17 protein-coding genes and 2 pseudogenes are annotated in these 25,691 nt (G+C 61.0%); 2 read left to right on the forward strand and 17 right to left on the reverse strand.

The window, feature by feature from the left end:
* Positions 1-20: 20 nt before the first annotated feature.
* The 10 genes from ACZ89E_RS30040 to arcD (ACZ89E_RS30085) form a co-directional block, all read right to left on the reverse strand.
* Positions 21-1,397, reverse strand: coding sequence for an L-serine ammonia-lyase (locus tag ACZ89E_RS30040; RefSeq protein WP_149657878.1), 1,377 nt, complete (start codon positions 1,395-1,397; stop codon positions 21-23).
* A 106-nt stretch (positions 1,398-1,503) separates the two neighbouring features.
* A complete protein-coding gene (gene gcvP / locus ACZ89E_RS30045; protein WP_476256943.1) occupies positions 1,504-4,356 on the reverse strand; it encodes an aminomethyl-transferring glycine dehydrogenase in 2,853 nt (950 codons plus the stop codon).
* 9 nt (positions 4,357-4,365) lie between these two features.
* Positions 4,366-4,749, reverse strand: coding sequence for a glycine cleavage system protein GcvH (gene gcvH / locus ACZ89E_RS30050; protein WP_476256944.1), 384 nt, complete (start codon positions 4,747-4,749; stop codon positions 4,366-4,368).
* A 433-nt stretch (positions 4,750-5,182) separates the two neighbouring features.
* Positions 5,183-6,352, reverse strand: a complete 1,170-nt coding sequence (locus ACZ89E_RS30055) for an IS4 family transposase (protein ID WP_476255020.1) — start codon at positions 6,350-6,352, stop codon at positions 5,183-5,185.
* Between the two features lie 124 nt (positions 6,353-6,476).
* On the reverse strand, positions 6,477-7,985 hold the full coding sequence (locus ACZ89E_RS30060) for a sigma-54-dependent transcriptional regulator (RefSeq protein WP_476256945.1): 1,509 nt from the start codon (positions 7,983-7,985) through the stop codon (positions 6,477-6,479).
* 207 nt (positions 7,986-8,192) lie between these two features.
* A complete protein-coding gene (locus tag ACZ89E_RS30065) occupies positions 8,193-8,549 on the reverse strand; it encodes a DUF5064 family protein (protein ID WP_149657873.1) in 357 nt (118 codons plus the stop codon).
* Between the two features lie 63 nt (positions 8,550-8,612).
* Positions 8,613-9,542 (reverse strand): carbamate kinase, encoded by a 930-nt coding sequence (gene arcC / locus ACZ89E_RS30070; RefSeq protein ID WP_149657872.1) that lies wholly within the window; start codon positions 9,540-9,542, stop codon positions 8,613-8,615.
* Between the two features lie 152 nt (positions 9,543-9,694).
* Positions 9,695-10,705, reverse strand: a complete 1,011-nt coding sequence (locus ACZ89E_RS30075; RefSeq protein WP_476256946.1) for an ornithine carbamoyltransferase — start codon at positions 10,703-10,705, stop codon at positions 9,695-9,697.
* 71 nt (positions 10,706-10,776) lie between these two features.
* The gene (gene arcA / locus ACZ89E_RS30080; protein WP_149657871.1) at positions 10,777-12,033 is read right to left on the reverse strand and encodes an arginine deiminase; all 1,257 of its coding nucleotides are present in this window, start codon (positions 12,031-12,033) and stop codon (positions 10,777-10,779) included.
* Positions 12,034-12,059: 26 nt separating this feature from the next.
* Positions 12,060-13,487, reverse strand: a complete 1,428-nt coding sequence (arcD, locus tag ACZ89E_RS30085) for an arginine-ornithine antiporter (protein WP_476256947.1) — start codon at positions 13,485-13,487, stop codon at positions 12,060-12,062.
* Between the two features lie 412 nt (positions 13,488-13,899).
* Between arcD (ACZ89E_RS30085) and arcD (ACZ89E_RS30090) the strand changes: the two genes are divergently transcribed.
* Entirely contained in the window at positions 13,900-15,327 is a 1,428-nt protein-coding gene (arcD, locus tag ACZ89E_RS30090) for an arginine-ornithine antiporter (protein ID WP_149657869.1), read from the forward strand.
* Positions 15,324-16,187, forward strand: coding sequence for a DNA-3-methyladenine glycosylase family protein (locus ACZ89E_RS30095; RefSeq protein ID WP_476256948.1), 864 nt, complete (start codon positions 15,324-15,326; stop codon positions 16,185-16,187). Before arcD (ACZ89E_RS30090) ends, ACZ89E_RS30095 begins: the two co-directional genes overlap by 4 nt.
* A gap of 175 nt (positions 16,188-16,362) precedes the next feature.
* Here the strand turns inward: ACZ89E_RS30095 and ACZ89E_RS30100 are convergent, their stop codons facing one another.
* The 7 genes and pseudogenes from ACZ89E_RS30100 to ACZ89E_RS30130 all read right to left on the reverse strand — a co-directional run bounded on the left by ACZ89E_RS30100 (position 16,363) and on the right by ACZ89E_RS30130 (position 25,631).
* Positions 16,363-17,688 carry a CoA transferase gene (locus tag ACZ89E_RS30100; protein WP_476256949.1) on the reverse strand — a complete coding sequence of 442 codons (1,326 nt, stop codon included), beginning with the start codon at positions 17,686-17,688 and terminating at the stop codon, positions 16,363-16,365.
* A gap of 377 nt (positions 17,689-18,065) precedes the next feature.
* The gene (locus ACZ89E_RS30105; protein WP_463259842.1) at positions 18,066-19,097 is read right to left on the reverse strand and encodes an IS110 family RNA-guided transposase; all 1,032 of its coding nucleotides are present in this window, start codon (positions 19,095-19,097) and stop codon (positions 18,066-18,068) included.
* A 162-nt stretch (positions 19,098-19,259) separates the two neighbouring features.
* Positions 19,260-19,784 (reverse strand): annotated as a pseudogene (locus ACZ89E_RS30110) (methyl-accepting chemotaxis protein); the annotation flags it as partial.
* Between the two features lie 333 nt (positions 19,785-20,117).
* Positions 20,118-21,398: pseudogene (locus ACZ89E_RS30115) on the reverse strand (methyl-accepting chemotaxis protein); the annotation flags it as partial.
* Between the two features lie 394 nt (positions 21,399-21,792).
* On the reverse strand, positions 21,793-22,194 hold the full coding sequence (locus ACZ89E_RS30120) for a YbaN family protein (protein ID WP_476256950.1): 402 nt from the start codon (positions 22,192-22,194) through the stop codon (positions 21,793-21,795).
* Between the two features lie 153 nt (positions 22,195-22,347).
* Entirely contained in the window at positions 22,348-22,950 is a 603-nt protein-coding gene (locus tag ACZ89E_RS30125) for a biliverdin-producing heme oxygenase (protein ID WP_463258275.1), read from the reverse strand.
* Positions 22,951-23,066: 116 nt separating this feature from the next.
* The gene (locus ACZ89E_RS30130) at positions 23,067-25,631 is read right to left on the reverse strand and encodes a TonB-dependent receptor (RefSeq protein WP_476256951.1); all 2,565 of its coding nucleotides are present in this window, start codon (positions 25,629-25,631) and stop codon (positions 23,067-23,069) included.
* Positions 25,632-25,691: the final 60 nt, after the last annotated feature.

Consider the following 25,691-nt stretch of genomic DNA (forward strand, 5'->3'; position numbering starts at 1 on the left):
AAATAGTGCGGATGCCTGCATCAGCACTCGATGATGTTGACCGCCAAACCGCCACGGGCGGTTTCCTTGTATTTGCTTTTCATGTCGGCGCCGGTCTGGCGCATGGTGCGGATGACCTTATCCAGCGAGACGAAGTGTTGCCCGTCACCGCGCAAAGCCATGCGCACCGCGTTGATGGCTTTCACCGAGCCCATGGCGTTGCGCTCGATGCACGGCACCTGAACGAGGCCGCCAATCGGGTCGCAGGTCAGGCCGAGGTTGTGTTCCATGCCGATTTCAGCGGCGTTTTCCACTTGTTGCACGCTGCCGCCGAGGACTTCGCACAACGCCCCGGCCGCCATCGAGCAAGCGACGCCGACTTCACCCTGACAGCCGACTTCGGCGCCGGAGATCGAGGCGTTTTCCTTATAGAGAATGCCAATGGCCGCAGCCGTCAGCAGAAACCGCACCACGCCGTCTTCGTTGGCGCCGGGGATGAAGCGCATGTAGTAATGCAACACCGCCGGGACGATCCCCGCTGCACCGTTAGTGGGCGCCGTCACCACGCGCCCGCCATTGGCGTTTTCTTCGTTGACCGCCAGCGCATAGAGGTTGACCCAGTCCAGCACCGACAGCGGATCGCGCAGCGCCGATTCCGGGTTCTTGCACAATTGCCGATGCAACGCCGCCGCCCGGCGCTTGACCTTCAAGCCGCCGGGCAGGATGCCTTCGTTGCGGCAACCGGCAGCGACGCAGTCCTGCATCACTTGCCAGATATTCAGCAGGCCGGCGCGGGTTTCCGCTTCCGGGCGCCAGGCGCTTTCGTTGGTCAGCATCACCTGGCTGATCGACAAGCCGTAGGTGGTGCAGTGACTGAGCAGATCCTTGGCGCTTTTGAACGGGAAGGTCAGGGGCGTGGCGTCTTCGACGATACGGTCGGCGCCGGCGGCGTCTTCATCGACGACGAATCCACCACCCACCGAGTAGTACTCGCGGCTGCGCACTTGCAGGCCTGCGGCGTCAAAGGCACGAAAGATCATGCCATTGGGGTGATAGGGCAATGGTTTGCGGATCATCGCCAGGTGTTCTTTCTCGTTGAACGCAATGCTGTGTTCGCCGAGCAGGTTCAAACGACCGTTGCCGCGAATTTCTTGCAGGCGGGCAGCGACGGTTTCGGTGTTCACGGTGTCCGGGTGTTCGCCTTCCAGGCCGAGCAGCACAGCCTTGTCGCTGCCGTGTCCTTTACCCGTGGCGCCGAGCGAGCCGTAGAGCTCGACTTTGACGCAGGTGGTCGCGGCCAGCAGCCCTTCACGGCGCAGACCTTCGGCGAAACGCGCAGCGGCACGCATCGGGCCGACGGTGTGGGAGCTGGAGGGGCCGATGCCAATCTTGAACAGGTCGAACACGCTTAATGACATGGTGAACTCCAGTGGAGTAGCGGCAAGCAGCAAGCTACAAGCGGCAAGTTAGAAGCTGATCAGCTCTTTCTTGCAGCTTGAAGCTTGCGACTTGAAGCTGCTTTTCTTAAGCGTAGCTTTCGATCGACGGGCAGGCGCACACCAGGTTGCGATCGCCAAACACGTTGTCGACGCGACCGACCGGTGGCCAGTATTTGCCGTCGATCAACGATGCAACCGGGTACACCGCTTGCTCACGGCTGTACGGATGCGTCCACTCGCCAACAATCTCCGCCGCGGTGTGCGGGGCGTTTTTCAGCGGGTTGTCTTCCTTGTCCAGCGTGCCGTTTTCCACCGCGCGGATTTCTTCGCGGATGCGGATCATGGCGTCGCAGAAGCGGTCCAGTTCTTCCTTGGATTCGCTTTCGGTCGGCTCGATCATCAACGTGCCAGCCACCGGGAACGACATGGTCGGCGCGTGGAAACCGAAGTCGATCAGGCGCTTGGCCACGTCATCGACGCTGATGCCGCTGCTGTCTTTCAGCGGACGCAGGTCGAGGATGCATTCGTGCGCCACCAGGCCGTTGCTGCCGGTGTACAGCACTGGGTAATGCTCTTCCAGGCGACGGGAAATGTAGTTGGCATTCAGGATCGCCAGTTGCGAAGCGCGCTTGAGACCCGCGCCACCCATCATCCGGATGTACATCCAGGTGATCGGCAAAATGCTCGCGCTGCCGAACGGTGCCGCGCAGACCGCGCCTTCCTTGCGCTCCATGGTGCCGTGACCCGGCAGGAACGGCGTCAGGTGCGATTTCACGCCAATCGGACCAACACCCGGGCCGCCACCGCCGTGGGGAATGCAGAAGGTTTTGTGCAGGTTCAGGTGCGACACGTCGCCGCCGAACTTGCCCGGCGCGCAGAGGCCGACCATTGCGTTCATGTTCGCGCCGTCGATGTACACCTGGCCGCCGTGGTCATGAATGATGCCGCAGATTTCGCGGATGCCTTCTTCGAACACGCCGTGGGTCGACGGGTAGGTGATCATCAATGCCGCGAGGTGTTCACGGTGCTCGATGGCCTTGGCGCGCAGGTCTTCGATGTCGACGTTGCCACGGGCATCGCACGCGGTCACAACCACGCGCATACCGGCCATGTTGGCGGTGGCCGGGTTGGTGCCGTGGGCGGACGACGGGATCAGGCAGATGTCGCGACGGTCTTCGCCACGGCTCTGGTGATAGGCACGGATCGCCAACAGGCCAGCGTATTCACCTTGTGAACCGGCGTTCGGTTGCAGCGAGATCGAGTCGTAACCGGTGGCGGCGCAGAGCATCGCTTCCAGTTCATCGGTCAGTTGCTGATAACCGGCGCTTTGTTCGGCTGGGGCGAACGGGTGCAGGGCCCCGAATTCAGCCCAGGTCACCGGGATCATTTCGCTGGCGGCGTTGAGTTTCATGGTGCACGAACCCAGCGGGATCATGGTGCGGTCCAGGGCCAGGTCCTTGTCGGCGAGTTTGCGCAGGTAGCGCATCAGCTCGGTTTCCGAGTGGTAACGGTTGAACACCGGGTGGCTGAGGATCGGCGATTGGCGAACCAGCGCGGCCGGGATGGTGCTTTGAACGGAGGCGGCGAGGGCGGCGAAGTCCGGCAGGGTTTTGCCGTCGGACAGCAGGGCCCACAGGGTTTCCACGTCGGCTTGCGAGGTGGTTTCGTCGAGGGACAGGCCCAGGCGTTGAGCATCGACGACGCGCAGGTTGATCTGCTGGGCGCGAGCCTTGTCGTGCAATGCGGCAGTGTTAGCGCCAGTGTTCAGAGTCAGCGTGTCGAAGAAGTTTGCTTGCTCAACCGTCAGACCGATTGCGCTCAAGCCTTTGGCCAGAATCGCCGTCAGGTGATGAATGCGGTTGGCAATCTGGGTCAGGCCTTTGGGGCCGTGGTAAACGGCGTACATGCTGGCGATGTTGGCCAACAGCACCTGGGCGGTGCAGATGTTCGACGTAGCCTTCTCGCGACGGATATGTTGCTCGCGGGTCTGCATGGCCAGGCGCAGGGCCGGCTTGCCGAAACGGTCCACGGAGACGCCGACCAGACGGCCCGGCATGTCACGTTTGAACGCATCTTTCGTCGAGAAGTAAGCCGCGTGCGGGCCACCAAAACCCAGCGGCACGCCGAAGCGTTGGGCGCTGCCGATGGCCACGTCGGCACCGAATTCGCCCGGTGGCGTCAGTACGGTCAGGGCCAGCAGGTCAGCCGCGACGGCGACCAACGCGTTGGCAGCATGGAAGCGTTCGGTCAGTTCGCGGTAGTCGAAGACATCACCGTTGCTCGCCGGGTATTGCAGCAGCGCGCCGAAGAACGGCGTTACGTCGGTCAGTTCCAGTTCGTCGCCGACCACCACGTCGATGCCCAACGGCTCGGCACGGGTGCGCAGCACGTCGAGGGTTTGCGGGTGGCAATGCACGGAAGCGAAGAACGCGTGGCTGCCCTTGTTCTTGCTCAGGCGTTTGCAGAAGGTCATGGCTTCGGCAGCGGCGGTGGCTTCGTCAAGCAGGGAAGCGTTGGCGATCGGCAGGCCGGTGAGGTCGCTGATCAGGGTCTGGAAGTTCAGCAGCGCTTCGAGGCGGCCCTGGGAAATCTCCGGTTGGTACGGGGTGTAAGCGGTGTACCAGGCCGGGTTTTCCAGCAGGTTGCGCAGGATCGGCGACGGCGTGTGGGTGCCGTAGTAGCCCTGGCCGATGTAGGTCTTGAACAGCTGGTTCTTGGCGGCGATGCCTTTGATCAACGCCAGGGCGTCGGCTTCGCTCAGGCCATCGTCCAGGCCGAGGACGCTGGTGCCTTTGATGCTTTCGGGGATGACGCTGGCGCTCAGGGCTTCCAGAGAGTTGAAACCGAGGCTGTTGAGCATGGCTTGCTCATCGCCGGCACGCGGGCCGATGTGGCGGGCGATGAATTCGTTGGCGGTGCTGAGATTTACTTGAGTCATGTCGATTCCTCAGGCTTCGGCGTTGGCTTTGATCAGACGGTCGTAGGCGTCCTGATCGAGCAATTTGGCAACGGCCGAGGCGTCGGTTGGCCGGAAGCGGAAGAACCAGCCTTCGCCCAGCGGATCTTCGTTGACCAGTTCAGGGCTGCTGTCGAGCGCCGGGTTCACTTCCAGCACTTCACCGTTGAGGGGCATGTACACGCCGCTGGCGGCTTTAACCGATTCCACGGTGGCGGCTTCAGCGCCTTTGTCGTAGGACTGCAGCTCAGGCAGTTGTACGAAAACCACGTCGCCCAAGGCGTTCTGCGCGAAAGCGGTGATGCCGACTGTGACGCTGCCGTCAGCTTCAGTGCGCAGCCATTCGTGATCTTCAGTAAAACGCAACTCGCTCATGGAAACTCCTAAGGGGGCCAGACTCGTCTGGTGGACGCGATTGAATGCTTGGGCTAAAGCCCTTCTTTATAGATGGTTACTAAGCAAGAACGCGGCCAAGGTTATTAAGTCTTTAAATATCAACGGGTTGGGAGTTTTTGACGAACGAGTGATTGAAATGTCTGTAGCGAAATCGCTACAGCTCAAAGCAAAGAAAAAAGCGTAATGGGATCAAAGCCTTGCACAGCGGTGATCTAAGGAGGGTGTATCGATATCGTTCCGCTGTAGCGCTTTCAGTACAGATGAAGGTCGCTTTTAAACAGGTTAGAAGCTTGGATCGTTCCCATGCTCCGCGTGGGAATGCCTCAATGGACGCACCGCGTCCGCTTTGGGACGCAGAGCGTCCCGGGCTGCATTCCCACGCAGAGCGTCACTAGTGTCCGGTAAACACGTTTCATAGCTGAAGGCTGCCTTGGGCAGCCTTCAGCTTTTCTCGCTCCTGCCTTCGTCTATCTCTTAACTCTGGGACAGCGGGCCGCTCATGCAGGACATGGGCTATGCGAACTGTGAACTCGAACAGTGAACCGGTAAATCCCGAGCGCCGATGGAAAATTTGCAGTAGCAAGTAACTGATCAAGGCGCTGTAAATTTGCAGGCGCACTGCGTTTTCAGAAAAGGCATAGAAACGTTTGAGTTTCAGATGTTGTTTGATCCACTTGAAAAACAGCTCGATCTTCCAGCGATCTTTGTACAGGGCGGCGATTTCCTCCGCTGTTCTGGTGAAGTCGTTGGTCACCAGCGTTAACGGTGTGGCATGGCTCTTGCGCTCAACCACGACGCGTCTTAGCGGTGTATCGCGGTAGTCATTCAGACGTTTTCCGGCCAAGCGTTTTTTACCAAATTGGACGACTTCGTCGGTCATGACCGAGCTTTGCTCGGTTGCGGGCGAGTGCGCGCGCAGCACTTTGGTATTGGCGTTTTTCTTCAAACGAGTGACGAAAAAAGCCCCCTTGGTTTGCAACTGGTGCCACCAGTTGTAATCGCAGTAACCCTTGTCGAACACATACGTCATACCGGCCTCGATCGGCATTTTTAATGCGTCGCTCACGTCGTTGACGTTGGCCGGCGTGATGTTGACGTACACCGGGGCCAGTTGCGCCAAATCCAACCCCACATGCACTTTGAGGCCCTGGGTAATTTGGGTTTTCGTCGCCGCCGTCCAATCATCGAAGTGAGGACCGCGCAGGGTGATTGAAGTCGAATCAATCAGACTGACCATGGCACCGACTTCTTTACGCTGCTGGCGGCTGATGCCGCGCAACAACAACTCGCAAAGATCCTGAAATGGCCGGTAGTCGCGCTTGTTCAAAGCGTCTGACAGGGTCGAACGAGCGATGGGGCCGGCTTTGAGATGGTAGCTGTGCGGGCCTAGAGTTTCGGAGAAGGTCGCCAAGGACCGCAGGCTCAAGGCTTGGGTTACATGGCCGCTGATCAGCGTTACCAGCAATTGCCAGGACGTGCAGCGTTTGACGTAGCGATCAGCCTGGTGCCTTTCGGCAGATTGCCGGAAGAACTGACGCGGAATTGCACTGAGTAACTGGGCTAAACGGGTACTGGTGAACATGAGTGGTCAAAATCGAGTCTGAAAACTCCGATTATGACTGACAGCCGCCAACAGCAGGGGGAGCACGCTCCCCCTTCGTTTTTTACCGGACACTAGTGACGCAGAGCGTGGGAACGATCAAGTCTCAGGGCTTGTTGGGAATGCCGTACTTGCGCAACCGGTGGGCGATCGCGGTGTGGGAGGTTTGCAGTCTGCTCGCCAGTTGCCGGGTCGAGGGGTAGCTGACGTAGAGTTTTTCCAGCAGGGTTTTCTCGAACTCTTCCATGGCCTGTTCGAGGCTATCCACTTCGCTGTCGCTTTGGCGCGCCACCGAGGTGCCGGCGATGTCGAGGTCGCCGATGTCCACCAGGCTGCTCTCGCAAATCGCCGCGGCGCGGAAGATCACGTTCTGCAATTGCCGCACGTTGCCCGGCCAGCGGTTGCCCAGCAGCGCCGGATAGGTGCCCGGCGCAAGGCGACAGACCGGGCGCTGGATCTGCGCGCAGGCCTGCTGCATGAAGTAGCGGGCCAGCAGCAGAATGTCCTGGCCGCGTTCGCGCAGGGGCGGGACTTCGACGTTGAGGACGTTGAGGCGGTAGAACAGGTCTTCGCGGAAGGTGCCTTCGCTGACCATTTTTTCCAGGTCGCGGTGGGTGGCGCTGAGGATGCGCACGTTGACCTTCACCTCGCGATCACCGCCGACCCGACGGAAGCTGCCGTCGTTCAAGAATCGCAGCAACTTCGCCTGCAAGTACGGCGACATCTCGCCAATCTCATCGAGAAACACCGTGCCCTGGTTCGCCAGTTCCATCAGCCCCGGTTTACCGCCCCGTTGCGCGCCTGTGAAAGCGCCGGGGGCGTAGCCGAACAGTTCGCTTTCGGCGAGGTTCTCCGGCAATGCCGCGCAGTTCAACGCCAGGAACGGCGCACTGTGCCGCGCACTGATGGCATGGCAGGCCCGGGCCACCAGTTCTTTGCCGGTGCCGGTTTCGCCCTGGATCAACAGCGGCGCATCGAGGGCGGCCACACGTTGAGCGCGAGCCTTGAGCGTGCGGATGGCCGGGGATTCGCCGAGCAACGCATCGAAACCTTCGGCGTGGTCGTGGTGCAGGGCCGACAGGCGTTCGCCGATACGGTTCGGTTGGTACAGGGTCAGCAAGGCGCCGGCGTCGGTGATCGGCGTGGCGTCCAGCAGCAAGGTCTGGCCGTTGACGGTGATTTCCCGCAGCGGCAGGCGGAAGCCGTTTTCCAGCAAGGTATCGAGCAAGGCTGGATCGGCAAACAAGTCGGCGATGCTTTCTCCTGCCGGTTCGCGACCGTACAGGGCGATCAACGCAGGGTTGGCCAGCAGCACCTTGCCGGCGCTGTCGAGGGCCAGCACCGGGTCGGTCATGGCCGCGAGCAAGGCGTCGAGCTGCAAGTGCCGGCGTTGGCCGGGCAGGATGTCGACCACCGTCATCGCCTGCACGCCGCGCACGCTGAGCAACGCATCGCGCAGTTCGTCGAGGACTTCCGCACTCAGGGTCGGGGCGTCGATGTAGACGTTGGGCGGGACCATTTCCACCGCATCCAGATTGAGATTGCGCCCACCGAGCAAGGCCAGGACTTCCTGGGTAATGCCGACGCGGTCGATGAAGCTGACGTGGATACGCATGGGGCGGTTTTTGGTTCTGACGTGCGGAGGGTGGCAAGTATGCCTTGGCGGAGGGGGTTAGGTGAAATCCCGGGCGGATGATCGTTCCCACGCGCAGCAAAGGAATGCAGCCCGGGACGCTCCGCGTCCCTTCAGAGCCGAACGCGGAGCGTCCGTTGCGGCATTCCCACGCAGAGCGTGGGAACGATCAGCGACAGGATTCGGGGGTTATTCGAGGTGTTCGGGGTTCACCGGATCACCGGATTTCATATCCAGTTGCACCCGCACGTCTTCAAACATCGCATCGTAATGCTTGTGCACCGAGCCAATGCCGCTGTGGGTCTTGGGAACCCCGTATTTCTCGGCGATTTTCGTCACGTTGCTGGCAAAGTTATAGGCCTGATCCTTGGGCAGGAAAAATGACTCTTCCATGTCCTTGCCCAGGATGTTGCCGTGCATGGTGAACTGCATGCCTTTTTCCGGATCCTGGGTGACTTCATAGTCAATGCACAGGTTGTAGCTGACATCGTCGTCATTCAGTGCGTGGCGCTCGATATGCAAGTGACCGGGTTCGAACGTAGCCATAAACATCTCTCCTTCGAAGGCATTGGAGAACGGCAGACCCCGGGCCTGCCGCGGAGTTTCTTTTCAGCGGTAAGTAATGCCGGGCGTCGCCGTGCTGATGCGGGTGCCGGCTGTGCCCTGGACGATCGCTTCGATGTCCGAGAGTGAACCGATGACCGCGACTTTGCCAGTATGGCGGGCGAACTCGCAGGCAGCCTGGACCTTCGGTCCCATGGAGCCGGCGGCGAAGCCGAGTTTTTCCATGGCGTCGGGGTGGGCCTGGGCGATGGCTTTCTGGGTCGGTTTGCCGAAGTCGATGAACGCGGCGTTGACGTCGGTGGCGATCACCAATAAATCACTTTCCAGCTGTTCGGCCAGCAGCGCCGAGCACAGGTCCTTGTCGATCACCGCTTCCACGCCTTCAAGCTTGCCGCTGGCGCCGTACATCGTCGGAATGCCGCCACCGCCAGCGCAGATCACGATGCTGCCCTTGTCCAGCAACCACTTGATCGGGCGGATTTCGAAGATGCGTTTCGGCCGTGGGCTGGCCACCACACGGCGATATTTGTCGCCGTCCGGGGCGATTGCCCAGCCTTTCTCGGCGGCGAGTTTTTCCGCTTCGGCTTTCGCGTAGACCGGGCCGATGGGTTTGGTCGGGTTCTGGAACGCAGGGTCCTTGGCGTCGACTTCAACCTGGGTCAGCAGGGTGGCGAACGGCACTTCGAAGTCCAGCAGGTTGCCCAGTTCCTGTTCGATGATGTAGCCGATCATGCCTTCGGTTTCGGCACCGAGCACGTCCAGCGGGTAAGGCGAAACCGAGGTGTAGGCCGCCGCTTGCAACGACAGCAGGCCGACTTGCGGGCCATTGCCGTGGGCGATGACCAGTTGGTTGCCGGGGTAGATTCTGGCGATCTGTTCGGTGGCGACGCGGATGTTGGCGCGTTGATTGTCCGCGGTCATGGGTTCACCACGGCGGAGCAGGGCGTTACCACCCAGGGCAACGACGATACGCATAATGCAGTCCTTTCAAAGAGGGGGCGAGCAACACGATGATCGTTCCCACGCTGCGCGGGAATGCATCCGGTGACGCTCTGCGTCACAGGGGACGCGGAGCGTCCCGGGCTGCATTCCCACGGGGACCGTGGGAACGAGCAGCGCGTCGGTCCTTAGATATCCGCCAACGCCGACACCAATATCGCCTTGATCGTGTGCATGCGGTTTTCCGCTTGCTCGAAGGCGATGTTGGCTGGCGATTCGAAGACTTCTTCAGTCACCTCAACGCCATTGGCCAGGTGCGGATAACGTGCGGCGATGTCCTTGCCGACCTTGGTTTCACTGTTGTGGAACGCCGGCAGGCAGTGCATGAACTTCACGCGCGGGTTGCCCGAGGCTTTCATCATCGCGGTGTTGACCTGGTACGGCAGCAGTTGCTCGATGCGCTCGTCCCACGCTTCCACCGGTTCACCCATCGACACCCAGATGTCGGTGTGGATGAAGTCCACGCCCTTGACCGCTTCTTTCGGGTCTTCGGTGATGGTGATGCGTGCGCCGCTCTCGATAGCGAAGGCTTGGCACTGGTCGATGAAATCCTGATGCGGCCACAGCGCTTTCGGTGCACCAATGCGCACGTCCATGCCCAGTTTGGCGCCGATCATCAGCAACGAGTTGCCCATGTTGTAGCGCGCATCGCCAAGGTACGCGTAGCTGATTTCATGCAGCGGCTTGTCGCTGTGCTCGCGCATGGTCAGGGTGTCGGCGATCATTTGCGTCGGGTGGAATTCAGCGGTCAGGCCGTTGAACACCGGCACGCCGGCAAACTTGGCCAGCTCTTCGACGATTTCCTGTTCGAAACCACGGTACTCGATGGCGTCGAACATCCGCCCCAGCACGCGGGCGGTGTCTCTCATGCTTTCTTTATGGCCGATCTGCGACGACACCGGGTCGATGTAGGTGACGTGGGCGCCTTGGTCATGGGCCGCGACTTCGAACGCGCAACGGGTGCGGGTCGAGGTTTTTTCGAAGATCAGCGCGATGTTCTTGCCTTTGAGGTGCGCTCGTTCGGTGCCGGTGTACTTGGCGCGTTTGAGGTCACGGGACAGGTCGATCAGGTAGTTGAGCTCGCGAGTGGTGTGGTGCATCAAGCTCAGCAGGCTGCGGTTGCGCATGTTAAAAGCCATGACTTGGATCTCCTTGGGTTTCGGTTATCCGCCGGCTCCACGCTTTATAAGCGCGAAGCAGGCCATACGAATTAATAGTCGATAGGGTCGCGAATGATCGGGCAGGTCATGCAGTGGCCGCCGCCACGGCCGCGTCCGAGTTCGCCGGCGCTGATGGTGATGACTTCCACGCCAGCCTTGCGCAGCAAGGTGTTGGTGTAGGTGTTGCGGTCGTAACCGATCACCACGCCGGGCTCCAGGGCCACCACGTTGTTGCCGTCATCCCATTGCTCGCGCTCGGCGGCGAAGCTGTTGCCGCCGGTTTCCACCACGCGCAGTGTCTTGAGATTGAGGGCAGCGGCCACGGTGTCGAGGAAGTTGGTTTCTTCGCGGCGGATGTCGATGCCGCCCGGTTTGCTGTCGTCAGGGCGCAGGGTGAAGGCGACGATCTGGTTGACCACTTCCGGGAAGATGGTCACGAGGTCGCGGTCGCAGAAGCTGAACACGGTGTCCAGGTGCATCGCTGCGCGGGACTTCGGCAGGCCGGCAACGATCACCCGCTCCACGGCGTTGTGCTTGAACAGGTTCAGCGCCAGTTGGCCGATGGCCTGGCGAGACGAGCGTTCGCCCATGCCGATCAAGACCACGCCGTTGCCGAGCGGCATCACGTCGCCGCCTTCGAGCGTGGCGTTGCCGTGTTCCTGATCCGGGTCGCCGTACCAGACCTGGAAGTCGGCGTTGGTGAACTCGGGGTGGAATTTGTAGATGGCGCTGGCCAGCAGGGTTTCCTGGCGGCGCGCCGGCCAGTACATCGGGTTCAGGGTCACGCCACCGAAGATCCAGCAGGTGGTGTCGCGGGTGAACTGGGTGTTGGGCAGCGGCGGCAGAATGAAGCTGGAGTGGCCGAGGAAGTCGCGGAACATTTCGATGGTCTTGCCACCGAAACTGTTCGGCAGATCATCGGCAGACACGCCGCCGATCAGGAACTCGGCGATCTTGCGCGGCTCCAGGCTACGCAGCCACGAACCCACTTCATTAACCAGACCGAGGCCGACCGAGTTGGCGGTGATCTTGCGTTCCAGAATCCAGTCCAGCGCTTCCGGGATCGCGACGATGTCGGTCAGCAGGTTGTGCATTTCCAGCACGTCGACATTGCGTTCACGCATCTTGGTGACGAAATCGAAATGGTCACGCTTGGCCTGGGCGACCCACAGCACGTCGTCGAACAGCAGTTCGTCGCAGTTGTTCGGGGTCAGCCGCTGGTGGGCCAGGCCTGGGGAGCAAACCATGACTTTGCGCAGTTTGCCGGCTTCGGAATGTACGCCGTACTTCACTTTTTCCGTGGTCATTACAGTGATCCTCCAGATTGGAACGATTACAGAGTCAGGAAGCCGGCATACAGTCCGTAAGCCGCGATCAGGGCGCCGATGACGACGGCGGCGAAAATCAGCTTCTCGACGTTGGTGAAAACCGGTTTGCCCACTTCGATCTTGGCCTTGGCGAACAGGATCGCGCCGGGGGCGTAGAGCAACGCGGAGAGCAGCAGGTATTTGATGCCGCCGGCGTACAGCAACCAGACCGCGTAGATCACCGCGATGCCCGCGATGAGCAGGTCTTTCTTGCGTTCGGCCAGGGCTTTTTCATAGGTTTCGCCACGCACCGCCAGCAGCAGCGCATAGGCTGCCGACCACAGGTACGGCACCAGGATCATCGAAGTGGCGAGGTAGATCAGCGACAGGTAAGTGCTGGCCGAAAACAGCGTGATGATCAGGAATATCTGCACCATCGCGTTGGTCAGCCACAGCGCGTTGACCGGCACGTGGTTGGCGTTTTCCTTGCGCAGGAACGCCGGCATGGTGTGGTCTTTGGCGGCGGCGAACATGATCTCCGCACACAGCAGCACCCACGACAGCAGCGCACCGAGCAACGAGATAATCAGGCCGACGCTGATCAGCACCGCGCCCCAATGGCCGACCACGTGTTCCAGCACCGCCGCCATCGACGGGTTCTGCAACTTGGCCAGTTCCGGTTGGGTCATGATCCCCAGCGACAACACGTTCACCAGCACCAGAAACAACAGCACGGTGATGAAGCCGATCACGGTGGCTTTGCCGACGTCGCTGCGTTTTTCCGCCCGGGCCGAGAAGATGCTCGCGCCTTCGATGCCGATGAACACCCAGACGGTGACCAGCATCATGTTGCGCACCTGGTTCATCACACTGCCCAGGCTGGTGTTTTTCGTGCCCCAGATGTCGGCGGTGAAGATGTCCAGTTTGAAGGCGAAGACCGCAATCAGCACAAACAGCAGCAGCGGCACGACCTTGGCGACGGTGGTCACCAGGTTGATGAACGCCGCTTCTTTGATCCCGCGCAATACCAGGAAGTGCACGGCCCAGAGCAGCGCCGAGGCGCCGATCACCGCAGCAACGGTATTGCCTTCACCGAAGACCGGGAAGAAATAACCGAGGGTGCTGAACAGCAACACGAAGTAACCGACGTTGCCCAGCCAGGCACTGATCCAGTAACCCCAGGCCGACGAGAAACCCATGTAGTCGCCGAAACCGGCCTTGGCGTAGGCGTAGACCCCGCCGTCCAGGTTCGGCTTGCGATTGGCCAGGGTTTGAAAGACGAACGCGAGGGTCAGCATGCCCACCGCCGTAATCGCCCAACCGATCAACACCGCGCCGACGTCGGCACTGGCGGCCATGTTTTGCGGCAAAGAGAAGATCCCGCCACCAATCATTGAGCCGACAACCAGCGCGACCAGTGCGCCGAGTCTTAGTTTTCCGGGGGTTGCAGACATTGCATGACTCCAATGCAGGAGAAGAGAGACAACAGATTAAATCTGTTAACTGTTCAATCAGCTGACATAGATCAGTGCATGGGCACATTCCATTGTTAATGAAAGACTTATGAACTTTTCGCGTGCATAACTGTATTGCTGGAAAAGCCCGGTTCAGAGGCTTCCGGAGACGGGGCAGGCATAACGCGTATCGCGTTGAGTTTTTGAAGTTAGTTCGTTTTTACGAATTAGCAACTTTTGACGTCTGTTTTCAGCACAGAATTGATTTATTACGACTGACGCACAAAACTGCTATACGCCGATGTCATAGATTGATCGGTTATAAATAAAAGACGTCAAGGGGCGTTAATTATTAAACGTTATTGCGCTTTATCTATTTAGTTAAAACATCGAGACCAGCGGAGTTTCAGGAATGTCGCAACCGACACAAAAGCTGCGTCTGAGCGCGTTGATCGCCCTGGTGGTGGGGTCGATGATCGGTGGCGGGATTTTTTCCCTGCCGCAAAACATGGCAGCCCGGGCCGATGCCGGGGCGATCCTGATCGGTTGGGCGATCACCGCCGTGGGCATGCTGACCCTGGCGTTCGTGTTCCAGACCCTGGCCAATCGCAAACCGGAACTGGATTCCGGGGTGTACGCCTACGCCAAGGCCGGGTTCGGCGACTACATGGGGTTTTCCTCGGCGTGGGGGTACTGGATCAGCGCCTGGATGGGCAGCGTCGGTTACTTCGTGTTGCTGTTCAGCACCCTCGGTTATTTTTTCCCGATCTTTGGCCAAGGCAACACGCCGATCGCCATTGGCTGCGCCTCGGTGTTGCTGTGGTCGGTGCATTTTCTGGTGATGCGCGGTATCAAAGAGGCGGCGTTCATCAATCAACTGACTGCCGTGGCCAAAATCGTGCCGCTGATCATGTTCATCGTCATTGCTGCCGTAGCGTTCAAGGCTGATATTTTCACCCGGGACATCTGGGGGCAGAGCAACCCGAGCTTCGGCGGGGTGATGGACCAGGTGCGCAACATGATGCTGGTGACGGTGTTCGTGTTTATCGGCATCGAAGGCGCCAGTGTTTACTCGGCCCGGGCCGAGAAGCGTGCGGATGTCGGCCGGGCCACGGTGATCGGCTTCCTCGGGGTGCTGGCGCTGCTGGTGCTGGTGAATGTGCTGTCGCTGGGAATCATGAGCCAACCCGAATTGGCCACCCTGCAGAACCCGTCGCTGGCGGCGGTGCTGGAACATATCGTCGGCCCCTGGGGCGCGTTGCTGATCAGCATCGGCCTCGCGGTTTCGCTGCTCGGGGCCTTGTTGTCGTGGGCGTTGCTCTGCGCCGAAATCCTCTTCGCCACGGCGAAAGACAAGACCATGCCGGCGTTCCTGACCAAGGAAAACGCCAACCATGTGCCGATCAATGCGTTGTGGCTGACCAACGTGATGATCCAGATTTTCCTGTTGATCACGCTGGTCTCTGCCGGGACTTACACCAGCCTGATCTACCTCGCCTCGTCGATGATCCTGGTGCCGTACCTGTGGTCGGCGGCCTACGCGGTGCTGTTGAGCGGGCGCGGCGAAACCTACGAACACGCCTCGGCCGAGCGCACCAAAGACCTGCTGATCGGCGGTATCGCCCTGAGTTATGCGGTGTGGTTGTTGTATGCCAGCGGGGTCAAGTATTTGCTGTTGTCAGCGCTGCTGTATGCCCCAGGGGTGATTCTGTTTGCCAAGGCCAAACGTGAGCAGGGGCAGCCCTTGTTTACGCATGTCGAGAAGGGGATCTTCACCTGTGTTGTCGGCGTGGCGGGGCTGGCGGCGTATGGGTTGTACAGCGGGTTGCTGGCGTTGTGAGGGTGTTGCTGGCGTATCAGCCACCCTATGACTGGGCGGCGATGCTCGGGTTTTTGTCGGCGCGGGCGATTACCGGGATGGAGACGGTGGTCAATGGCGTGTACTCGCGCAGCATCGGTTTGAACGGTGTGCACGGCACGTTTTCGATCAAACCGGCGGGCGCCGATGCGCTGGAGGTGACGCTGGATTTTCCTGACTCCACCGCCGTGCCCGAGATCGTGGCGCGGTTGCGGCGGATGTTTGATCTGGATGCGGACCTGCCTTCGATTCACCGGCACTTGGCGACAGATCCGTTGATGAAGCGCTTGATGGCCGAGCGTCCAGGGCTGCGGGTGCCGGGGGCGTGGGATGGCTTGGAGTTGGCGATTCGCGCGGTGTTGGGGCAGCAGATTACGGTGGTGGCAGCGATCAAGTTGGCGGGGAAACTGGTGGCGCACTACGGCGCGCCGTTGCGTTCCCCGCTGTCGGGACTGACCCATGTGTTTCCTGAGGCCGGGGTGTTGGCGGCGGCGGACCTGGCGAGATTGGGCCTGCCGAAAAGCCGTGGGCGGACGCTGTCTGGCGTGGCCCAGGCGTTGCTCGATGATCCGTTGTTGTTTGAGCCGGGGCGCGAAGGTGGCGTGGCGCGGTTACTGGCGTTGCACGGGATTGGCGACTGGACGGCGCAGTACATTGCGTTGCGGCAGTTGCGGGATATGGATGGGTTTCCAAGCGGCGATGTGGGGTTGATCAATGCGTTGGCAGCGCTGGAAGGCGGGCCGGTGACGGCGCGGGAGTTGTTGCAGCGGGCGCAGGTGTGGCGGCCGTTTCGGGGGTATGCGGCGCAGGTGCTTTGGACATCGCTGAGTCGGGTTGACTGAGGGGGTGTGGCGACTGGACGGGCCTCATCGCGAGCAAGCTTTGCTCCTACAGGCGATCGGCGTGATGATCGTTCCCACGCTCCTGCGTGGGAATGCCTCAAGGGACGCTCCGCGTTCCAATGGGATGCGGAGCGTCCCGGGCCGCATGCCCACGCAGAGCGTGGGAACGATCAGGTCACCACCACTGCGCCCGATGGGAACCCAATTCCGAGGCCGCAATGGCCCATTGCAACGGCGTCCCGGTGATTTTCAGTGGCACATGCAACCGATGCGCCGGCCCCCAAGGTGTCTGCTCGACCAACAGCCCCTGATCATGCTCATCCTCGGCCCGCAACGCTTCATCCGTCCCGGCGCCCTGCTCAATCAACAACTTCGCCGTCCGCGCCAACGACAACCGCGCCGATCCGCCCTGTCCCAACAACTTGATCGCTGCTGCCGCCATCAAATACCCGGTCGCGTGATCCAGCGCCTGCACCGGCAACGGCGTCGGCTTGTCCGCTTTCTTCCACTGCATCCCGGCTTCGGCAATCCCGCTGCTCATCTGCACCAGGCTGTCGAAACCCCGGCGGTTCTGCCACGGGCCGCTCCAGCCGTAGGCGTTGAGGCTGACATCGATCAGGCCTGGGGCCAGGCGTTGACGTTCGGCAAGCCCGTACCCCAGACGTTCCAGGGCATCGGCGCGGTAGCCGTGGAGCAGGATGTCGGCGTCCTTGAGCAGGCTTTCGAACACCGCGCGATCAGCCTTGTCGTGCAGATCCAGGCGCGCGCAGCGTTTGCCGAGGGTGACTTCCGGCACCACGCCCGGTTCATTCCAGGTCGGCGGATCGATACGCAAGACGTCGGCGCCGAGGCCGGCGAGGAAGCGGCTGGCGACGGGGCCGGCGAGGACACGCGTCAAATCCAGCACCTTGATCCCGGCCAGCGGTCGCGCCACCGAGCCTTGCCACGGTTTGGCGTTGCCCTTGGCGCTGAACTGAATCAACGGCTCGGCGTTTACCGCAATCCCCTGAGGATGAGCCTGCCATTGCGCCCAACTGCGCATCTCGGCGGCGCAGCCACCGGCCTCGACCACGGCCTGCTCCAGATCAGTCTTGGCCCACTTCGCCACCTGACTTGCCATCGCTGCGCGGTCGGCACAGGTACCGAGCACGTTTTCAGCGGCGGCGCGGTGATGCGGGGCGTTGGTGTGCAGGCGGATCCAGCCGTCCTTCGTCGCGTAGTCACCGGCGACCGGGTCCCACAGCGGCGGCACGCTCCAGCCCACGGGGCGGATCGAGGTGGCGAACCAGAACGAGGCGAGACGCCGGTCGACTTCAAGGCCGGGCAAGCGACCGGTGTGTTGCTGCAGCCATTCGCTGACTGCCTGGCCGGCAGCGGCAATGCTGGCGCAAGCCAGGTCGGTGACGGCAAACGCCGAGGGCAGGGCGCCGCTCGACGTGAATGGGATCGGGGTGTGCGGCAAGCCGAGTGCGGCTTGAATGGACGTGAGTAAATCAGTCATCGAAGGCCCTCCGGAACGAGGGATCGATCATAGATCAAATTAGATGACAGGCCAGAGGATGATCGTTCCCACGCTCTGCGTGGGAATGCATCTATGGACGCTCTGCGTCCGTATATGGACTCCTCCTCGTTGGGAAGCTTCCTTCGCTTTGGCGCCCGTGCCGACTGCACACGTATATTCGGCCTCTGGATACAGCATCGTTTCGATGCAGGGCCATGATGGGCTATTCGCGCGCCGGCTCCCAATCGCTTCTACGTGCTTCGCGCACTTGGACGCTTGAGGGGTTTGCCGACGCCGGTTCGACCGGTTTGCCATCGTTAGGGTTGCTTCGCAATCGTGGTAGGCAGTTTTTACTCGTTGGCGTTTAAGTCTGTGGGTCAGGCTGCGGCCCTGTCCGGTTGGTAATCAGTGTCATTGCGCAGCATTGCCCAAGCCATGCGTGCAGTTTTGTTGGCCAGCGCGATAGCGGCCACATTGGGATGTGATCGCTCGGCCAAACGGACGGCCCACTGGCTGAGCCGGTCGTCTTTGGATTTGGCCGTGCGCAGTGCTGATCGAGCACCATGGACCATCAACGTTCGCAAATAGGCATCTCCTCGTTTGCTTATGCCAAGTAATCGGTCCTTTCCGCCAGAACTGTGTTGTCTGGGTGTCAGCCCTAGTGAGGCCGCCAATTGTCGGCCATTGGCAAACTGGCGGGCATCACCGATAGCGGCGATGAGCGCGGTAGCGATCATTGGGCCTACACCGCGTAACTGCTGCAAGCGGACGGCCGTTGGTTCACTTGCCGCGATTGCAGATATCTCGCCATTGAGTTCGCTCACGCGCTCGTCAAGTGCGCGTAGGTCGTCCCACAAGCCATTCAGCAGACGACGAAAGCGTGCCGTCAAACCGTTATCTGCATCTTCCAGCCAGCAAGGTATTGCGCGACGCAGCATCAGTAATTCCTTCGGCGCAACGAGGCCGTACTCGGCGATCAGCCCACGAATCTGATTGGCTTTGGCCGTGCGCTGTTCGATTAAGCCGGCCCGGATGCGATGCGTCGCCTGAATATCCTGTTGTTCGATGGTCTTGACGGCGACGAAGCGCATGCTGGGGCGGCTCATGGCTTCGCAGATCGCCTCGGCATCGTTGGCGTCGTTCTTGTTGCTCTTGACGTACGGTTTGACGAACTGCGGCGCGATCAGCTTCACCCGAAATCCGCGTGCTTGTAGTTGCCGCGCCCAATGGTGCGCACCACCGCAACTTTCCATGCCGATCTCACAGCCGGGTTCGATCTTTTCCAGCACCGTTTGCAGCCAGCGATCGCGCGATAAACGCTGCCGCCAGACGGGTAGCTCATGACAATCCACGCCGTGGATCTGAAACACGTTCTTGGCCAGGTCGACCCCAATTCGCATAAGCTTCATGTGTGGACTCCTTCTCACCGTTGACTGTGGTTCGCACTTTCAGTCTGGCACTCAAGATGCCGAAGTGAGGAGGAGTCCATCCCATTGCTTCTGGGACGCGGAGCGTCCCGGGCTGCATTCCCACGCGGAGCGTGGGAACGATCAAGCAGGGGGGCGGGGGTTTTAAACCCGGAACTGATCCATCAATTTCATCTGGTGAGTCGCCAGGGCATTGAGCTGGCTGCTGATCTGCGCCGATTCGGTAGCCTGCCCGGTCAGGGTTTCAGTGACGGTACGAATCGCCGAGACGTTGCGGTTGACCTCTTCGGCCACGGCGCTTTGCTGTTCGGCGGCGCTGGCGATTTGCAGGTTCATGTCGCTGATCACCGTGACCGCGTCGCTGATCTTGCCCAGGGCCTGGACGGCTTGCTGGATCTGCCCGGCGTTGCTGTGGGCCTGGGTCTGGCTCGAATGCATGGTCGCGACCACACCGCGAGTCGCGGTCTGGATGCGTTCAATGACGAGGCGGATTTCTTCCACCGAATCCTGAGTGCGCTTGGCGAGGTTGCGCACCTCATCGGCCACCACCGCAAAACCACGGCCGCTTTCCCCGGCGCGGGCCGCTTCAATCGCGGCGTTGAGGGCCAGCAGGTTGGTCTGTTCGGCGATGCTGCGGATCACTTCCAGCACCGAACCGATCTGCTCGCTGTTCACCGCGAGGGCTTCGACTTCGGTCACTGCCTTGCTGACTTCGTCGGCCAGCAGATTGATGTCCCGGGTACTGCGCTCGATGATCTGCATGCCATCGCGCGCCGACTGGTCGGCACCCTTGGCCGCGTTCGCGGCGTTCGACGCGCTGTTGGCCACGTCGTGGGCGGTGGCGCTCATTTCGTTGGACGCGGTGGCGACCTGGTCGATTTCGCGGAATTGCACCTGCATGCCTTCGCTGGTCTGGCGGGCGATTTCCGAAGACTGGTCGGCGGTGCCACGGGCGTCGGTAATGCTTTGTTTGATCTGGGCGATGGTCGGTTGCAGTTTGTCGAGGAAACGGTTGAACCAGCTCACCAGTTCACCGAGTTCGTCTTTCTTGCTGTAGTGCAGGCGTTGGGTCAGGTCGCCGTCGCCGCTGGCAATGGCCTTGAGCATTTCGGCCACGCTGTTGATCGGCCGGGTCACGCCGGACGCGGTGAGCCAGATCAGCAGCAAACCGACCAGGCCGGCCGCGATGGCCACCAGCAAGGCCTTGATGGTGCCGCTTTGTTGCGCGTCATCGAGCACCGCTTGCAGCTTCACCGAGTCGGCCAGCAGCACTTGTTTGGGCAAGTCGATCACCACGCCCCAGGCTTTCGAATCGCTGATCGGGCTGACCGGGTACACCGCGCGGATCAGCTCACCTTGTTCGAGAATCTTCGGCGTGCCGCTGCCGAGCAATTGCAGGACTTCCTTGCCGTCGGCGCCCAGGGTGTCGCCGATGCTTTTACCGACTTTGCCGGCGTCGACGCTGTAACCGGCGAGCACACCGCTGCCGGAGACGATCAGCATATGGCCGGCGCCGTTGAACAGGTCACGCTGGGAATCCACGGCTGCTGCTTGCAGCGCGTCGAGGGCAATGTCCACGCCGACCACGCCGATGGCCTTGCCGTCCACCAGCAGCGGCACGGAAATGGTGGTCATCAGCATTTCCTTGCCACCGACGGTGTCGGCATACGGGTCCAGCAAGCACGTGCGCTTGTTGTCGCGAGGGCAGGTGTACCAGCTGTTGTACGGCGTGCCGCTGAGGCTCAGGGTGGTTTTGGTCATGTCGTCTTCGACCATGATCGTATTGAGCCCGGCCCCGCCCGCGCGGCTCCAGTAACTGGCGAAACGCCCGGATTCGTTGGACTGGCGCGCCGCGTCATTGGCGAACTCGCTGTCCTTGCCGTCCAGGCCATTAGGCTCGAACGCCAGCCAGATCCCCAGCACCTTGCTGTTGCGCTCGAAAGCGGTTTTCAGGCTCTGGTTCAACTCTTCGCGCAGGGCGCCGGCGTCCAGTGAACGCCTGGCAGCCATGGTGCGCATGTCCTTGATCTGATCGGCCAGGGCCGTGACCACCGTCAGACTTTCACCGAAGGTCTTCTGTACCCGCGCCGCTTGCTCGGCGGCTTTGGCCTGCAGCAGGTTCTGCACACTGCCGGTGAGCATTTTGCTGCTGGAGGCGTTGACCAGCTCGTCGTTCTGGTTGGTCTGGTAGAAGTTCATGCCGACGATCAGCGCGACGACGCCGAGCAGGCACAGACCGGATAACAGGACGATTTTCAGGCGGATGGACAGAGAGTCGAACATAGGGCGAACTCGCAAATGGATGAGGTGTTGGCCAAGAGACGGGAGTGGTCCCGCTTGCCAAGTCCATTCAGCGCCATTTAATGCACATCGGCGTGGGCCGGGCTTGCATGAGGGACAAGCAGACGAACGGTATCAGGTGAACGTTTGCGCAGGACAATCCCCTGAAATGGGCTGGGATTCAGGAGATTTCCGGTGATTTATGGTGAGGGAGCTTGGTGGTGAGGGCGCTAACTGTGGCGAGGGAGCTTGCTCCCGCTCGACTGCGAAGCAGTCGCCAATCCGGCAACTCGGTACAACAGAAATAATGAGCTGGCGGGTTTTGGGGCCGCTTCGCAGCCCAACGGGGGCAAGCCCCCTCGCCACAATAAGTGTCACAACAGGGGCTTGGTGTGGGTCAGGAAGGTTGCGGTGTGGATTCCGGTCGCGACCAGATCCACAGATTGCCCAGACTCATACCGGCAATCGCCAGGTAAATCGGCCAGCCATGCTCCAGCATCACCAGCATCAACACCGCGCATAGCAACATGCTGACCGTGGCGCTGACCTTGGCCCGGCGGGCGATGATTTTGCCGTTGCGCCAGTTGCACAGGATCGGCCCGAACAGCCGATGGTTTTCCAGCCAGGCACTCAGGCGCGGCGAACTTTTGGTCGCGGCCCAGGCGGCGAGGAGGATGAACTCGGTGGTCGGCAGGCCCGGCACGACAATCGCGATCAGGCCGATGCCCAGGCTGACGTAGGCCAGCAGGCCGAACAGGAATCGGGTGAGTTTGGAGGAGGCGGGGTGATTGCGGGTCATAAGGTCGACGTTTATACCTTTTAGGAGCGAGCGGTGCGGCGATCCGACTTGCCCGCGAAAGCGGTGTATCAGGCGCTATTGATGTCGACTGACACACCGCCTTCGCGGGCAAGTCGGATCGCCGCACCGCTCGCTCCTACAAGGGGTGTGTTATCAGGCGAGTTCCGGGGTGTAGGCCTGTTCCAGCAGCACGGTGAAGCGGTTGAACGCATCGACCGCCGCTTGCTCGATTTCAACTTCTTCCTGCGCACTGAATTCCAGCGAGTCGAGGGTTTTGACGAAGCTTTTCCAGCCCTGCGCGCGACCACCGGCCGGCTCACCCAGGTGACGGGCGCCGAAGGTTTCGCTCAAGCCCAGGCCAACGGCGCGCTTGATCAAAAACGCTGCGCCCAGTTTCGAGCCTTCAGAAACGAACAACCAACCCAGGGCTGCAGCTTTGCTTGGGTTTTTCACCGCGCCAGCCACCGGCGCCGGAACTTCAGTGTCCAGATCCGTCAGGTCAGCCTTGGCTGCGTCAGCACGGCAGCGTGCCGGCAGGTCCGGGACGATGGCGGTCAGCTCGGCGTCGTTGTATAGCGACACCAGTTCCGACTGGAACAAATACTGCGCCACCACGAACCGGGCGAAGTTGGCCTGGGTTTCGAACGGCGCGTGGGCCTTGACCAAGGCATCGAGCTTGGTGTGCGGCTCGTGGGTGATCTGGTTCAAACGTTGCGAACGCAGGGCGGGGCGTTGAGCAGTGTCCGGGGAGGTCATGAGGAGTCCTTGAGAAAAAAGAGGCGCTTGGTAACGAGACGAACAAGAAGATGCCCGAGCGTAAAAAAACCTCACCGCGACGCTTTAACAAATGTGTCGCAGCGAGGTGTTCAGGGTCAGATATCCCAGACCAGGTTGATCGCGAAGTTGCGACCCGGCTGGGTCAGGCGATCGAGGTTGGCCGGTTGCGTGACCGAGGCTTCGCCGACGCTGTCGTAGCCGCGCACGTCATCCCACTGCCAGTATTTCTTGTCGGTCAGGTTGTACAGGCCGGCGTTGACCGTCACGTCGTCCGTGACCTTGTAGAAACCGGCCAGGTCGAGCACGCCATAACCCGGGGTCTTGAACTGGGTGCTGGTGCCGTCCGGGGTCTTGAAACTGGTGCTGTCGACGCGGTCCTTGCGCTTGACCAGCGTCCAGCTCAACAGCGCGCCGTAGTTGTCCCGGTCGTAACCGAGGCCAAACACGCCGGTCAGCGGGTTGATGCTGTTCAGCGGCTGGCCGTTGTCATCGTTGCGGCCATACAGGTATGACGCCGAGCCTTGGCTGTAGAGGCCGGTCGGGGCGCCGAAGGTGTCGAGGTTCAGGCGACCCTTGAGCTCCAGGCCCTTGATGGTGGCGTGCTTGATGTTGTTGCTCTGGAACGTGGTCTCGGTGTAGCCCGGAGTGATCGCATTCTCGTCGATGAAGTCGCGGTATTTGTTGTAGAACACCGCCACATCGAAGCTGCCCGCTTCGAACTGGCCACGCAGGCCGGTTTCATAGCTCTTGCTCTTTTCCGGGTCGAGGTCCGGATTCGGCGCGACCTGATAACCACCGGCCAGGTTTTCGAAGCGACCATAGAGAGCCTTGGCAGTCGGCGTGCGGAAGCCTTCAGCGTACTGGCCGTACCAGGTGTAGTTATCGTTGAAGCTGTAGGTGGTGCCGAATTTCGGCGACAGACGATGCCAGGTTTTGGTCTTGTCGCTGACCACGCCGTTGCCGCTCTGGTCGGCGGTGGCCAGGAACTCGTCGGTGATGTGCGGTTTGAGTTGCGTGTAGTCGTAACGCGCGCCCGGCAGGAAGGTCCAGTTGCCCCAGCTGATCTGATCCTGGGCGAACAGGCTGTAGCTGTTGATGGTCGGGTCCGGGAAGTCGCTGGCCGGTTTCAGGGTATCGGCGGCGCTTGGCGCACCGATCACCCGGCAGGCGCCGGCCACGGTCAGGCAGGTGCCGGTGCCGGTACGCAGGCCGGTGACTTTGTCCTGCTTGATGGTGGTGCCGTAAGTGACGGTGTGATCGGTGTCGGCAATGGCGAAGGACTTGTCAGCCTGGGCATCGAACACCCATTGGCGATCCTTGTAGTTGGTGTTGCGTTCACGCAGCACGGTGCGCGATGGCGCGTAGATTTCTTCGGTGCTCTGGTCGGTCTTGGCGATCTGGTAGTTCAGCGACCACTTGATGTTGTCAACCAAAGCGCTATCCAGGCCAAAGCTGTGCTCCAGGCCGAAGCGTTCGCGGCTGACCGTGTCGTTGCCGGTGCGGGATTTGTAGAAACCAAAACCGCGTCCAGCGTTGAACGGACCACCGACGGCGCTCAGCTGATTGGTGTCGCGGTCATCTTTGTATTTCTCGTAGGTCAGGCCCAGGCGTGCGTCGTCGGCGTAGTTCCAACCGAGCTTGGCCAGCACGTTGGTGGTGCGCACGTCTTCGGGGTTGGCCTCGGTGCGGTTCAGGCCGGTGCCGCCGTGTTCGCCGTAGGACTCGGTTTCATGGCCATTGCGCTGGCTCAGGTGCAGCAAGCCGTCGAAGTCGCCGGTGCGGCCGGCGACGGTGCCGGAGGTCAGCCAACTGTCATCGGCCGAGCTGTAGCCGGTTTTCAAACGGGCACCGACATCCTTGCCGGGCTTGATGATGTCGTCCGGGTCGAGGGTGTAGTAGCTGACGGCGCCGCCGATGGCGTTGCTGCCGTAGAGCACCGACGCCGGGCCTCGAAGGATTTCGACGCGTTTGACGATCTCCGGGTCGACGTAGTTGCGGTTGGTCTGGGCGTACGGGCCGTTGAAGAAACTGTCGGGCACTTGCACGCCGTCGACTTGCGTCAGCACGCGGTCGCCGTCGATGCCACGGATGTTGTAGCCGGTCAGCCCGGCGCGCTGGCCGGCACCGCCTACGGAAACACCCGGTTCGTAGCGCACCAGATCCTTGATGGTGTTGACGTTGTTGCGGTCCAGTTCTTCGCGGGTCTGCACGGTGACGGTGGCTGGCACGCTGTCGATGCTCTGTTCCTGGCGGGTGGCGCTGATGGTCACCTGTTGCAGGTTGAGGGCGCCGCTGCTGCTGCGTTTCTCCAGCACGATGTTGTTATTGCCCAGTTTGCGATAGCCCAGGTTGGTCCCCACCAACAGGCGATCCAGGGCTTTGTCCGGCGGCAAGGAACCGCGCACACCCGGCGAAGACACACCTTCAGCCAGTTCGGCCGGCAAACCGACCTGCCAGCCGGTCACGCTGGTAAAGGCATTCAGGGCCGAGACCAGCGACTGCTGTGCAATGGCGAACGAATAATCACCCATGTTGCGGCTTGGCTGCTCGGCGGCAGTGGCTGCCATCAGCGGCGCGGCGCCGGCCATGAGGATGGCGGCGGTCAACAGCGACAGCACGCGGGAAGGTGAAGAGGACTGGCGGGTATGGCGAGAGGACATCGATAGCGCTCCGTGTCGCACGAATCTTTATAGGTGCAGATTGGCATTTTTAGATGCGAA

Source organism: Pseudomonas sp. TE3899 (assembly GCF_056279105.1).

Coding starts and splice junctions, on each gene's coding strand:
- ACZ89E_RS30040 (WP_149657878.1), bottom strand. CDS start 1,397: ATGTCATTAAGCGTGTTCGACCTGTTCAAGATTGGCATCGGCCCCTCC.
- gcvP (WP_476256943.1), bottom strand. CDS start 4,356: ATGACTCAAGTAAATCTCAGCACCGCCAACGAATTCATCGCCCGCCAC.
- gcvH (WP_476256944.1), bottom strand. CDS start 4,749: ATGAGCGAGTTGCGTTTTACTGAAGATCACGAATGGCTGCGCACTGAA.
- ACZ89E_RS30055 (WP_476255020.1), bottom strand. CDS start 6,352: ATGTTCACCAGTACCCGTTTAGCCCAGTTACTCAGTGCAATTCCGCGT.
- ACZ89E_RS30060 (WP_476256945.1), bottom strand. CDS start 7,985: ATGCGTATCCACGTCAGCTTCATCGACCGCGTCGGCATTACCCAGGAA.
- ACZ89E_RS30065 (WP_149657873.1), bottom strand. CDS start 8,549: ATGGCTACGTTCGAACCCGGTCACTTGCATATCGAGCGCCACGCACTG.
- arcC (WP_149657872.1), bottom strand. CDS start 9,542: ATGCGTATCGTCGTTGCCCTGGGTGGTAACGCCCTGCTCCGCCGTGGT.
- ACZ89E_RS30075 (WP_476256946.1), bottom strand. CDS start 10,705: ATGGCTTTTAACATGCGCAACCGCAGCCTGCTGAGCTTGATGCACCAC.
- arcA (WP_149657871.1), bottom strand. CDS start 12,033: ATGACCACGGAAAAAGTGAAGTACGGCGTACATTCCGAAGCCGGCAAA.
- arcD (WP_476256947.1), bottom strand. CDS start 13,487: ATGTCTGCAACCCCCGGAAAACTAAGACTCGGCGCACTGGTCGCGCTG.
- arcD (WP_149657869.1), top strand. CDS start 13,900: ATGTCGCAACCGACACAAAAGCTGCGTCTGAGCGCGTTGATCGCCCTG.
- ACZ89E_RS30100 (WP_476256949.1), bottom strand. CDS start 17,688: ATGACTGATTTACTCACGTCCATTCAAGCCGCACTCGGCTTGCCGCAC.
- ACZ89E_RS30105 (WP_463259842.1), bottom strand. CDS start 19,097: ATGAAGCTTATGCGAATTGGGGTCGACCTGGCCAAGAACGTGTTTCAG.
- ACZ89E_RS30120 (WP_476256950.1), bottom strand. CDS start 22,194: ATGACCCGCAATCACCCCGCCTCCTCCAAACTCACCCGATTCCTGTTC.
- ACZ89E_RS30125 (WP_463258275.1), bottom strand. CDS start 22,950: ATGACCTCCCCGGACACTGCTCAACGCCCCGCCCTGCGTTCGCAACGT.
- ACZ89E_RS30130 (WP_476256951.1), bottom strand. CDS start 25,631: ATGTCCTCTCGCCATACCCGCCAGTCCTCTTCACCTTCCCGCGTGCTG.